Raw genomic sequence first — 12,244 nt, 5'->3', positions numbered from 1 at the left:
TAGCGTTGCTATAGGTGCTAGGGTAGCGGTTATGAGTATCGATGGCCAGCTACCACCCAAAGCCCGGCTGCTGCGTGCGGCCGCCGAGCTGCTGGCCAACTCCGGCGGATCCGCAGTCTCGACCCGCCAGATCACGCAGCTGGCCGGTGTCACGGCACCGACCCTCTACCACCACTTTGGTGACAAAGAAGGGCTGTTCGACGCCGTCGTCGCAGCAGGTTTCGACGAATATGTCGCGGGCGAACGGGACTTCGCGCCCTCTGGCCAGCCTCTGGAGGACATCCGGAGGATGTGGGACAACCATGTCCAGTTCGGGCTGAAACAGCCGGAACTGTACCTCGTCATGTTCGGCAATATCCGCCCTGAGAGCCGCCCGGCCATCGTCGCCGATGCCGAGGCCCTCATGGAGGAAATGCTGAACAAGGCGGCTGTCTCCGGCCAGCTCAACGTCCCGCCCAAGGAGGCGGCCAGGTCCATCCTGGCGGCCAATGTGGGCATGACCCTCATGCTGATCGCGGAAAAGGTGCCGGAGCGGAACCTCGAGCTCTCCGCCATGACCCGCGACGCCATGATCTTTGCGGTTTCCACCGAGCAGGCCCGGGACAACGGTTCTGTGGACAGCGGAAAGTCCTCAGTGGTTGTGGCGGCCATCGCATTGAACGCAGCCCTCCAGGCGTCCCACTCGGACCAGCTCTCCAGCTCGGAACTCAAACTCTTCCTCGAATGGCTCCACCGGATCTCCAACAGCTCCACCAGCTAGCTCGGCGAAATTATCGGACCATCCTGCAATGCAGCGGGAACGACGGTTAGGAACTCACATGGCAACAGAGACAGTTGCGAAACCACGCACCAGCATGCGCGTACACGTCCAGAAATTCGGGACGTTCCTGTCCGGAATGATCATGCCCAACATCGGCGCCTTCATCGCCTGGGGCTTCATCACGGCGCTCTTCATCCCGGCCGGCTTCTTCCCCAATGCGGAGCTCGGCAAGCTTGTCGGGCCCATGATCACGTACATGCTCCCGCTGCTGATCGGCTACACCGGCGGCCGGATGGTCTACGGCGTGCGCGGCGGCGTGGTGGGCGCGGTGGCCACCATGGGCGTCATCGTCGGTACCGACATCCCCATGTTCATCGGCGCCATGATCCTTGGCCCGCTCACTGCCTGGATCATGATGAAGCTGGACAAGATCTGGGAAGGCCGCGTCAAGCCCGGCTTCGAAATGCTGATCGACAACTTCTCGGCAGGCATCGTTGCCGCCGCCATGGCGGTCGTCGGCATGCTGGTGGTCGGCCCGATCGTGAAGGCCTTCAGCAATGGCGCCAGCGCCGTGGTCGAATTCCTGGTCACCAACGGCCTGCTGCCCTTCACTAGCATCTTCATCGAGCCCGCAAAGGTCCTGTTCCTCAACAACGCCGTTAACCACGGCATCCTCACCCCGCTGGGCACGCAGCAGGCGCTCGAGCAGGGCAAGTCCATCCTGTTCCTGCTTGAAGCCAACCCCGGTCCGGGCTTCGGCATCCTGCTCGCCTTTTCCTTCTTCGGCAAGGGCCTGGCCAAGGCGTCCGCGCCGGGCGCAGCCGTGATCCAGTTCGTCGGCGGTATCCATGAGATCTACTTCCCGTACGTCCTGATGAAGCCGATGACGATCTTCGCCGCAATCGGCGGCGGCATGACCGGCATCTTTACGCTCGTGGTCACCGGTGCCGGACTCCGGTCCCCGGCAGCCCCGGGCAGCATCATCGCGGTCTACGCCTCCACGGCACGCGACAGCTACGTCGGCGTGACGCTCTCCGTCCTCTTTGCCACCACCGTGTCCTTCCTGATCGCCTCCGTGGTCCTGAAAGCCAGCAAGGCGCCCGCCGAAGACGACCTCGATCAGGCCACCCACCGGATGGAGGCCCTGAAGGGCAAGAAGAGCTCGGTGTCCGCAGCCCTGATCGGTGAGGGCGTGGGCGCCAGCGGCGTCGCCGTCCTCGCCACCCCGATCAAGAACATCGTCTTTGCCTGCGACGCCGGCATGGGCTCCAGCGCGATGGGCGCCTCGGTGCTCCGCAACAAGATCAAGGCCGCCGGATTCACGGACGTCAAGGTCACCAACTCCGCGATCGCCAACCTGACCGACACGTACGACGTCGTCATCACCCACCAGGACCTGACCGAACGGGCCAAGCCCGCGACCGCCAGCGCCGTACATGTCTCTGTGGACAACTTCATGAACAGCCCGCGGTACGACGAGATCGTGGAACTGGTCGAGGCCAGCAACACGGAAGCCGGCACCACGGACGCGGCCCCTGCCGCGGCCGCCGCCGGCACCGCCCCCGCGGCCGCCGAGGCAGAAGCCGAGGAGGGTCCCGCCGGCATCCTGGTGGCCGAAAGCGTCGTCCTCAACGGCCATGCGACCACGCGGGACGCCGCGATCGACGAGGCCGGGCAGCTTCTGCTGGACCGCGGCGCCGTCGACTCCGGCTACGTGGACGCCATGCACGAACGCGAGGAATCGGTCTCCACGTACATGGGCAGCTTCCTGGCCATCCCGCACGGCACCAATGCCGCGAAGGACCACATCATGAAGTCGGCGGTCTCCGTTATCCGCTACCCGAACGGCATCGACTGGAACGGCAAGGAAGTGAAGTTCGTCGTCGGTGTGGCCGGCGTCAACAACGAACACCTGCACATCCTGTCCTCAATCGCCAAGGTCTTCACTAACAAGGCCCAGGTGGCCCAGCTCGAGGCGGCCACCACGGTTGACGAAGTGCTGGCCCTGTTCGGAAAGGTCAACTCCTAGTGAAGGCTGTTCATTTCGGAGCCGGAAACATCGGGCGCGGCTTCGTGGGCCTGCTGCTGCACGACGCAGGGTACGAGGTGGTGTTCGCCGACGTCGCGGACGCCCTCATCACCGAGCTGGCCGCCGCGGACAGCTACGAGGTCCACGAAGTGGGAGAGAACCCCGCAGTCCGTACCGTCAACAACTTCCGGGCGCTGAACTCCGGCACCCAGGAGGCCGACGTCGTCGCGGAAATCGCGACGGCGGACATCGTCACCACCGCCGTGGGGCCGCACATCCTGAAGTTCGTGGCGCCCGTGATTGCCAAGGGGATTGCTGCCCGTGCCGCCGGGCTGGCGCCGCTGCAGGTGATGGCGTGCGAGAACGCGATCAACGCCACGGACATCCTGAAGTCCGAGGTCGTTGCCCAGTGGGATCCGGCCGCGGGCGCCCTGGACGCGGCCGCCGTGTTTGCCAACACGGCGGTGGACCGGATTGTGCCGAACCAGGAGGCCGGGCAGGGCCTGGACGTCACGGTGGAGACGTTCTATGAGTGGGTGATCGACCGTACCCCGTTCGCCGGGAACGAGCCGGTGGTCCCGGGCGCGACGTTCGTGGACGATCTGGAACCGTATATCGAGCGGAAGCTGTTCACCGTCAACACGGGGCATGCGGCGGCGGCCTACTTCGGATTCGAGGCCGGCCTGGGCAAGATTTCCGAGGCCATGGCCGACCAGGACGTCGCGGCCGATGTGCGCGCCGTCCTGGACGAAACCAAGGAGCTGCTGGTGGCCAAGCACGGCTTCAACCGGGCCGAGCAGGAGGCGTACGTGGAAAAAATCCTGGGCCGCTTCTCGAACCCGCACCTGCCGGACACCGTCACCCGGGTGGGCCGTGCCCCGCTGCGCAAACTCAGCCGGCATGAGCGCTTCATCGGTCCCGCTGCCGAGCTGGCCGAACGCGGAATTGTCCCCGAGGCGCTGCTCGGGGCCATCGCCGCGGCCCTGCGCTTCAGTGATCCGGCCGACGCCGAGGCCGTGGAGCTGGCGAAAATCCTCTCCGCGTCCACGCCGGACGAGGCCACGGAGAAGATCACTGGCCTGCCGGCGGACCACCCGCTCTTTGCCGCCGTGTCCTCCCTCATCGAGGAGGCCACAGCGGTCGTCTAGCCGCTCCAGCCCAACGACGCTCCCTCAGATCGCGCGGGTTTTTGGGCGACGCTCCCTCAGATGATTGTCCGATACACGGACCCTCCCTCACTTCTGGTGAGGGAGGGTCTGTGTTTTTGACGCGAAAAGTGAGGGAGGGGCTGGCCGTTGACCATTAGGTTGCCTAACTGTTAGGCTACCTAACTATGAACGCCAGTGAATCGGCTGACCCCGGCCTCCTCGCTCTCGCCGAGGACTTCCGCGAGGCCCTCCGCCACAGCATCTACCTCGTCCGCCGCTTGGACGCCGACGGCGAACTCAGCGCCGCCCAGCTCAGCATGCTCAAGATGCTGTTGGACGCCGGGCGCGCCGCAGGCGGTGTGCGGGTGGGCGAAATCGCCCGGAACCTCGGCGTCAAGGTGCCCAGTGCCACCGAGCAGATCATCAAGCTCGAGCGCGCCGGCCTCGCCCGGCGCGAGCCGGATCCCGACGATTCCCGCGCCGTCCGGGTCACCCTCACGGACGCCGGCCTCGCTGCCGTCGCGTCCGCCAATGAGCGCCGCAACACCGTCATGGCGGGCGTTCTCTCGTCCCTTTCGGACGAAGACCGCGCCGCTCTCGCGGCCGCCCTCCCGGTCATCGGCAGGATCAACGCGACGCTCCTGGCCTGATCTTCACCCAACAATTCCAATCACTTAGGAGTGCCCCCATGCACGGCCAGCCCGCCGACACCCTGCCGGCAGCGGAAGTAACCCTCGAGGCCGAGAAGGCCTCACTGCTCAAACAGCCCAAGGCAGTGTGGGCCACGGCCCTCGCGGCAGTGTTCGCCTTCATGGGGATCGGGCTGGTGGACCCCATCCTGCCGGCGATCGCCAAGAACCTGGACGCCTCGCCGAGCCAGGTGTCGCTGCTCTTCACAAGCTATTTCCTGGTGACCGCAGTCGCCATGCTGATCACCGGCTACGTCTCCTCCCGGATCGGCGGGAAGCGGACGCTCCTGATCGGGCTGGCGGTCATCGTCGTGTTCGCCTCCCTGTCCGGCACGTCGGGCAGCGTGGCTGAGCTCATCGGCTTCCGCGCCGGCTGGGGGCTGGGCAACGCCCTGTTCGTGGCCACGGCGCTGGCCGTGATTGTCGGCGTCGCAAGCGGCGGCGCCGGCACGGCGATCATCCTTTACGAGGCCGCGCTCGGCCTGGGCATTTCCCTCGGCCCGCTCCTGGGCGCACTGCTGGGCGGCTGGCAGTGGCGCGCCCCGTTCTTCGGCACGGCTGTGCTGATGGCCTCCGCATTCATCGCGCTGATTGCCCTGCTGCCCAAGACGCCGCTGCCCGAGCGGAAAGTCCGGCTCCGGGATCCGCTGCTGGCCCTCGGACACAAGGGGCTGCGGACGACTGCGGCCAGCGGCCTGTTCTACAACTACGGCTTCTTCACCGTCCTCGCCTTCACGCCGTTCATCCTCGGCATGGACGCCTACGGGATCGGCGGGGTGTTCTTCGGCTGGGGTGTGGCCGTCGCGGTCTTCTCAGTGTTTGCCGCCCCCGTGCTGCAGAACCGCTTCGGAGCGGTCCGGGTCCTCACCGGCACCCTGGTCCTGCTGATGCTCGACCTTGTGGGACTGGGCCTGGCCGCCGGGCACTCGGTGCCGGCCGTCGTCGTCCTCGTGGTCATTTCCGGGGCGCTCCTGGGCATCAACAACACCATCTACACGGAGTTGGCCATGGGCGTGTCCGACTCGCCGCGGCCGGTGGCCTCGGCCGGCTACAACTTCGTGCGCTGGATGGGCGGCGCCCTGGCACCGTTTGCCGCGGCGCAGCTGGGCGAGCACTTCGGTCCGCAGGTGCCCTTCTTCACCGGCGCGCTGGCCATGGTGGCCGCCATTGCCGTCGTCTTCGGCGGACGCCGCTACCTGGCGGCGCACGAGCCGCACGTGGTGTAGCAACGCCCGGTGTTGTGCAGAACCCGCTGAGGTGACAAAGAACGCCCATGCTTCCGAGGAAGCATGGGCGCTCTTTGTCGGAACGCTGAAGGCGCGGCGGGCCTGACAGAAGCGCCGGCTCAGGCCCTGGCGGACTCTTTCGCGGATTCCTTGGCGGCTTCCTTTGCGGATCCCTTGGGTACGAACAGGGTTTCGGCCTGCTCCAGGGACATGCCGTTGGTCTCCGGGACCTTGAACATGACGAAGAAGAAAGACGCCGCCGCGAACAGCGCGTACATGGCGTACGTCAGCGGCAGGGAGGCCGCGGCCATGACCGGGAAGCTCAGGGTGATGGCGAAGTTGGCGATCCACTGCGCGGCCGCGGCCAGGCCCAGGGCCCGGGCGCGGATCCGGGACGGGAAGATCTCCCCCAGCAGTACCCACACCAGCGGGCCCCAGGAGGCGCCGAAGCTGATGACGAAGACGTTGGCGGCGACCAGCGCCGCCGGCCCCCACGCACCCGGCAGCGAGATCGCGTCGCCGGACCCGGTGGCCGAGCCGAAGGCCAGCGCCATGGTGCCCAGCGAGAGGGCCATGCCGATGGAGCCGGCCAGCATGATCGGACGGCGACCGATCCGGTCCACCAGGGCGATTGCCACGAGCGTGACCAGGATGTTGGTGACGGCGGTGGCCACGGAGATGGTGAGCGAATCCTTTTCCTGGAAGCCCACCGCCTTCCACAGCGTGGTGGAGTAGTAGAAGATCACGTTGATGCCGACGAACTGCTGCAGCACGGACAGGATGATACCGATCCAGACCACCGGCTGCAGGCCCAGGGCCTTGCCGCGCAGGGATCCCTTCTGGCCGGCGAGCTTGTCCTCGTCGATGGCCTTCTTGATGTCGCGCAGGTGCCGGTCTGAGTCATCGTCCGGGGCGATCGAATTGAAGACCCTGAGGGCCTCCTCGTCCTTGCCCTGGAACACCAGGAACCGCGGCGATTCGGGCAGGGTGAAGGCGATCCAGCCGTAGACGACCGCGGGGACGGCGGCGGCCATGAACATCCAGCGCCAGGCTTCCAAACCAAGCCACAGGGCCTGGTCCGCGCCGCCGGCCGACGTCGCGAACACGGCGTCGGAGAGCAGGGCGGCGAAGATGCCGGTGGTGATCGCCAGCTGCTGCAGCGAGGCCAGGCGGCCCCGGACGTGGCGGGGGGAAATTTCGGAAATGTAGGCCGGCGCGATCACCGAGGCCAGGCCGATGCCGAGCCCGCCCACCAGGCGCCAGAAGATCAGGTCCCAGACGCCGAACGCGAACCCGGTGCCGATGGCGCTGACGAGGAACAGCAGCGCGCCCAGCTTCATGGCCGGGATCCGGCCGTAGCGGTCGGCGATCTTGCCGGCCAGGTAGGCCCCTGCCGCGCAGCCGAGGAGGGCCACGGCGACGGCGAAGCCGGTCACAGCCTCGCTGAGGGCGAACTCGTCCTTGATCGCGTCGACGGCGCCGTTGACGACGGAGGAGTCAAAGCCGAAGAGGAAGCCGCCGACGGCGCCCGCTACGGCCAGCCAAATGACCCTTTTTGGGATCTTGGCGGCGGTCTGGTCATGGGTGGTGGTCATACGGCTCCCTTGGCAGTTCGCGGTCCACGGCCTTCGCCGCAACTACCCAGTCTTGCACCCGACCCGGCGTGCCCCCTGTCACAACCACCGGAAAGTGAGACGAAACATACACTTTGCCGCTGCTGCGGCTGAGGACAGACGACGACGGCCGGCAGTCCAGAAAGACTGCCGGCCGTCGTCGTGTTCCAGACCTCGGGATCGCCTAGTGGGCGGCGGCCACGGCGCCCTCCCGGGCAACCGCCTTCGGGTCCGTGAGCTTCTTGTTCGGCAGGGCGAACGTGATCAGGAAGGCGATGCCGGTGAGCACGGCGGCCGTGAGCATGACGGCGTCGATCGACTGCGCGAAGCCCTCGACGATGGGACGGGTGAGCGTCGGGTTGGCCGTGTGCAGCCAGCTGGTGTCGTTCAGCGAGTCGTTGCTGGCGCCGTTCTTGAAGAAGTCGTAGAGCTGAGCGTTGGCCGGGTCGGCGGCCACGGCCGGATCCTTGAGCACCTTGAGGTAATCAGCATTCTGCGCGGCGTCCTTCATGCCCGTGGCGATCTTGTCCGCCGCGAGGCTGAAAAGCATCGAGATGAACACGGCAGTGCCAACAGCGCCGCCCATGGAACGGAAGAACGCGGCGGAGGAAGTGCCCACGCCCATGTCCTTCGAGGGCACGGAGACCTGCATGGCCAGCGTCAGCGGCTGCATGCAGAAGCCGAGTCCCAGGCCAAAGAACACGGCGATGGCGCCGGGGACCCACAGTGGGGTGTCCACGCCGAGGGAGAGGCCCATGACGACGGCGGCCACCGTCAGCGTAGCGGTGCCAAGGATCGGGAAGATCCGGTAGGTGCCCGAGGCCGAGATGGTCCGGCCCGCTGTGATGGAGCCGGTGAGGATGCCCACGGTGAAGGTGATCATCATGAGGCCGGCCTCGGTGGGGGTCAGGCCCTTGACCAGCTGCAGGTACATGGGCAGCATCGCGATGGCGCCGAACATGCCGATGCCGATGATGAAGTTCAGCAGCGAGGACAGGCCGAAGGTGATGTTCTGGAACAGCCGGAGCGGGATCAGCGCGTAGTCGGCGGCGTGCCGTTCGGCAAGCAGGAACGCGATGATACCCACGACGCCGAGCCCGTAGCAGAGGTAGGAGTTCGCGGAGCTCCAGCCCCAGGTGCGGCCCTGTTCGGCCACGAGGAGGAGCGGCACAATGGCCAGCGTGATGGCCGCGGCGCCCCAGTAGTCGATCTTCTGCTTCACGTGCTTGGCGGGGAGGTGCAGGTACATGAACACCACTGTGAGGGCCGCGAGACCGATCGGGATGTTGATCAGGAACACCCAGCGCCAGCCGTCGATCCCGAGGATGGTTTCGGTGCCCGCGAAGGCGCCGCCGATCACCGGGCCCAGGACGGAGGAGATGCCGAAGACCGACATGAAGTAGCCCTGGTACTTGGCCCGGTCCTTGAGCGGCACGATGTCGCCGATGATGGTCAGGGCGAGGGCCAGGAGGCCGCCGGCGCCCATGCCCTGGATGCCGCGGGCAATGGCGAGTTCGGTCATCGAGTGGACCGAGCCGGCATAGAGCGAACCGGCGAGGAAGATCACGATGGCGATGAGATACAGCGGGCGGCGCCCGAAGATGTCACTGAGCTTGCCGTAGAGCGGCGTGCTCACCGTGGAGGTGATGAGGTAGGCGGTGGTGGCCCAGGCCTGCAGGGAGAGGCCGTCGAGGTCATTGGCGATCGTGTAGATCGAGGTGGACACGATTGTCTGGTCCAGCGAAGACAGGAACATGCCGAGCATGAGTCCCACCATGACGGTGATGGTCTGACGGTGGGTCAGGACCTCTCCCGCGGCGCGCACGGAGGTGGTTTTGGACATGACTGCTCCAAGGTGAAGTGGGGGATTAAGCGGATAGTTGCTTTCAGTAACTATGTTACTGGCTGAATTGTTCCCGCCACTACCTCGGGGAGAAGAAAGTCCTTACCGTTCGACCAGGATCCCGTCCGGATCGCACCAGATCATCACGCCCGGGCGGATGGCCACGCCGTCGATCTCCAGGGGCACGTCGATTGCCCCGGCGCCGTCCTTGGCGCTCTTGCGCGGGTTGCTGCCCAGTGCCTTGACCCCGAGCGGCAGCGCCGCGATGGCGAGCCGGTCCCGGATGGCACCGTTGATGACGACGCCGGCCCAGCCGTTCGCGACGGCGCTCGCCGCGATCATGTCCCCCATCAGTGCCGTGCGGAGGGAACCGGCGCCGTCGACCACCAGGACGGAGCCGTGGCCGGGAGTGGCCAGCACGGTCTTGACCAGCGCGTTGTCCTCAAAGCAGCGAATGGTCCGGACCGGTCCGCTGAAATGCGTGTGCCCGCCCAGGGACTGGAACTGCACCGACACGGATTCCAGCTCCCCGCCGCGCTCGTCGTAAAGGTCTGCAGTATTCAGGGCGGAAGCGTTCACAGTGACTCCTTGCGTGTTTACGGGATGACATGGCAGAGCGGGTTGGCAGTGTGTTTCATGATCGAGACTCGCACATTGCGCCCAGATCCGCCGAGTCCCGGTAGTCTGGCTGCGCACTGATACATATGCCTGAGCATCAGTTCCAGGGGGAGCCATGAGCATGTCCGATACCACCGCGCCGGCGCTCGCCGAACCCGAACGCCGCGTCCGGCCTGTCTGGACGGCAGGGGTGGTGCTGGTCAACGTCGGCATCAACGCGGCATTCTTCGGCCCGCTCCAGGTGCTCCTCGGCCAGCAGGCGGCAGCCTTTAGCGAACCGGACAAGGAAGCCATCCTCGCCCTCGTGACGGGTGCGGGGGCGGCCGTGTCCCTGGTGGCCAACCCCCTCTTCGGCGCCTTCAGCGACCGGACCACCGCGCGCCGGGGGCGGCGGGTGCCGTGGGTGCTCTTCGGTGCCGTCCTGGGTGCCGCGGCCCTGATCGCGCTGGCGGGCGCCCCGGGCGTTGCCGCCATGACGCTGCTCTGGTGCCTCGTCCAGGCCGGCTGCAACGGCGCCTATGCGGCCATCACGGCGGCCATCCCGGACCGCGTGCCGGTACCCCAGCGCGGCATGGTCGGCGGCCTTGCCGCCATGGGCCAGACAGCGGGAATCCTGGCAGGGGCGGCGATCGCCGCCGCCGTCGCCGGAAACTTCGCCGCGGGGTATGTTGTCTGCGCGGTGGCGCTGCTCGCCGGCGTCGTCCTCTATTACTACAAGAACGACGACGTTCCGCTGCCTGCGCAGGCCCGTCCGCCGTTCAGCCTGGGCGGCTTTGTGCGGGGTTTTTGGATTTCCCCGGCCCGCCATCCGGATTTTGCCTGGGCCTGGCTGACTCGGCTCCTGGTGAACATCGGCAACCATATGGTCACCCTCTACCTGCTGTTCTTCCTCAACGACGCCGTCCGCGTCCGCGAAACCCAGGGTATCGAGCCCGAGTTTGGCGTCCTGATCCTCACGGGCCTGTATGCGGTCATGGTGATCATCACCAGCGTGGTCGGCGGCCGGCTGAGCGACCGCCTGGGCCGCCGGAAGCCGCTGGTCATCATCTCATCCGCCGTGATCGCCGCAGCCTCCCTCATTCTTGCCTTCGCCCCCACCTGGCCGGGTGCGCTGATCGGCGCGTCCGTGCTCGGCATCGGCTTCGGCTGCTATCTGGCGGTGGACTTTGCCCTCATTACCCAGGTGCTGCCCACGGCCCTGAACCGGGGCAGGGATCTTGGCGTCATCAACATTGCCAACTCGCTGCCGCAAGTGCTCGCCCCGCTGATCGCGTACCCCTTTGTTGCCTTCTGGGGCGGCTATGTGGCGCTGTACGTGGCGGCCGCCGTGATTGGGCTTCTGGGGGCCGTGTTCGTGGTGAAGATCAAGGGCGTGGACTGACCCGGCCGCGTTCCGTACAGGGGGCTTCGGCGCCCCGGTCTACTCGCCGGGCCCCCGGATTCGTGGCGTATAGTGGACGGCAATTGCCGCGGCAGCGCGGTGGGCGGATCGCGCCCGGCTGCCGAGAAAAACGACCCCCCGGAACGCTGCTGATGCCTGATTTTCACTCAGATCTTCCACCGATGGCCCCTCCACCCACTCTGCCCCGGCAGCGGCTCCGTTACGTGCGGATCCTTGATGTCGCCGCGGGGTTTGCCCGCAAAGGCCTGGACTCCGTGGTCCTGTCCGAGGTGGCGGCCAAGGCGGACGTGCCACTGGGGACGCTGTACCGCTACTTCCCGTCGGCCACCCAACTGGTCCTGGCGCTGTACCGCAAGCAACTGGGCGAACTGCTCGCGGGGAGCTCGCCGGCGGCCGGCAAGGTCGCGGCCCAGGCCCTCGCGGGAGTGGTGATGGAGATCTTCCACATGCGCCTGATGCAGCCCGCCGTGGAGCAGTCCCTCAACCGGGCGGTCTACGTCAAGGACAACGACACAACGCGGCTGCTGCGCGAGATCGATGCGACGGCCGAGAAGGCAGTCACTGCGGCGTGCGGCGACCCGGCAGTGGCCCGGGTCCTGCTGCTCACGGTTACGGGCCTGGTCCAGGCCGTCCGCTGCCGCCGGCTGTCCCTCTTCGAAGCGGAGGAGGACCTGAAGAAGGCCTGTTCCCTCCTGCAGCGGGCCCCGCAGGCCGCGTAACTGGTCTAGACCAGCAGCCCGGAATATGCCCTCCCGCGTGTGATCCGGGTCACATATTCTGGAGGAGAAACGTTTCACCGGGGGGCGGTAACGCTCCCGGCGGGCGTAACGGGCGCGATGCCCTGTTTACCATTGCTGGACCGGAGCCGGCTGACGCCAGCAATTCGGGGAAACACCGGCGACCGCCACCTCTGGTC

The 12,244-nt window shown here is 66.7% G+C and carries 10 protein-coding genes; 7 read left to right on the top strand and 3 right to left on the bottom strand.

Annotation, left to right across the window (positions count from 1 at the left end; translation table 11 throughout):
- Positions 1–31: 31 nt before the first annotated feature.
- The 5 genes from ARTB_RS05360 to ARTB_RS05340 all read left to right on the top strand — a co-directional run bounded on the left by ARTB_RS05360 (position 32) and on the right by ARTB_RS05340 (position 5,852).
- Positions 32–760, top strand: coding sequence for a TetR/AcrR family transcriptional regulator (locus tag ARTB_RS05360; protein WP_028277575.1), 729 nt, complete (start codon positions 32–34; stop codon positions 758–760).
- Positions 761–818: 58 nt separating this feature from the next.
- Entirely contained in the window at positions 819–2,789 is a 1,971-nt protein-coding gene (locus ARTB_RS05355) for a PTS mannitol transporter subunit IICBA (protein ID WP_243178064.1), read from the top strand.
- The gene (locus ARTB_RS05350; RefSeq protein ID WP_243178063.1) at positions 2,789–3,937 is read left to right on the top strand and encodes a mannitol-1-phosphate 5-dehydrogenase; all 1,149 of its coding nucleotides are present in this window, start codon (positions 2,789–2,791) and stop codon (positions 3,935–3,937) included. The genes ARTB_RS05355 and ARTB_RS05350 overlap by 1 nt, the downstream gene beginning before the upstream one ends.
- A gap of 185 nt (positions 3,938–4,122) precedes the next feature.
- Complete coding sequence (locus tag ARTB_RS05345) at positions 4,123–4,587, top strand: MarR family winged helix-turn-helix transcriptional regulator (protein ID WP_243178062.1); 465 nt, start codon at positions 4,123–4,125, stop codon at positions 4,585–4,587.
- 38 nt (positions 4,588–4,625) lie between these two features.
- Entirely contained in the window at positions 4,626–5,852 is a 1,227-nt protein-coding gene (locus ARTB_RS05340; RefSeq protein WP_243178061.1) for an MFS transporter, read from the top strand.
- Between the two features lie 119 nt (positions 5,853–5,971).
- On the opposite strand, the gene ARTB_RS05335 is transcribed toward ARTB_RS05340, so the two are convergent.
- The 3 genes from ARTB_RS05335 to rraA form a co-directional block, all read right to left on the bottom strand.
- Positions 5,972–7,447: a sugar porter family MFS transporter gene (locus tag ARTB_RS05335; protein ID WP_243178060.1), complete on the bottom strand. Its 1,476-nt coding sequence runs from the start codon at positions 7,445–7,447 to the stop codon at positions 5,972–5,974.
- Positions 7,448–7,649: 202 nt separating this feature from the next.
- The gene (locus ARTB_RS05330) at positions 7,650–9,308 is read right to left on the bottom strand and encodes an MDR family MFS transporter (RefSeq protein ID WP_243178059.1); all 1,659 of its coding nucleotides are present in this window, start codon (positions 9,306–9,308) and stop codon (positions 7,650–7,652) included.
- Between the two features lie 102 nt (positions 9,309–9,410).
- Entirely contained in the window at positions 9,411–9,887 is a 477-nt protein-coding gene (gene rraA / locus ARTB_RS05325; RefSeq protein WP_028277568.1) for a ribonuclease E activity regulator RraA, read from the bottom strand.
- Positions 9,888–10,041: 154 nt separating this feature from the next.
- Here rraA and ARTB_RS05320 point away from each other — a divergent pair, with 154 nt between their 5' ends.
- Both ARTB_RS05320 and ARTB_RS05315 read left to right on the top strand, forming a co-directional pair.
- Complete coding sequence (locus ARTB_RS05320; protein ID WP_243178058.1) at positions 10,042–11,307, top strand: MFS transporter; 1,266 nt, start codon at positions 10,042–10,044, stop codon at positions 11,305–11,307.
- 182 nt (positions 11,308–11,489) lie between these two features.
- Positions 11,490–12,047, top strand: coding sequence for a helix-turn-helix domain-containing protein (locus ARTB_RS05315; protein ID WP_439954085.1), 558 nt, complete (start codon positions 11,490–11,492; stop codon positions 12,045–12,047).
- Positions 12,048–12,244: the final 197 nt, after the last annotated feature.

Source organism: Arthrobacter humicola (genome assembly GCF_022803015.1).
GTDB classification, from domain to species: domain Bacteria; phylum Actinomycetota; class Actinomycetes; order Actinomycetales; family Micrococcaceae; genus Arthrobacter; species Arthrobacter humicola_A.
This window is presented reverse-complemented; position numbering and strand designations above follow the sequence as displayed.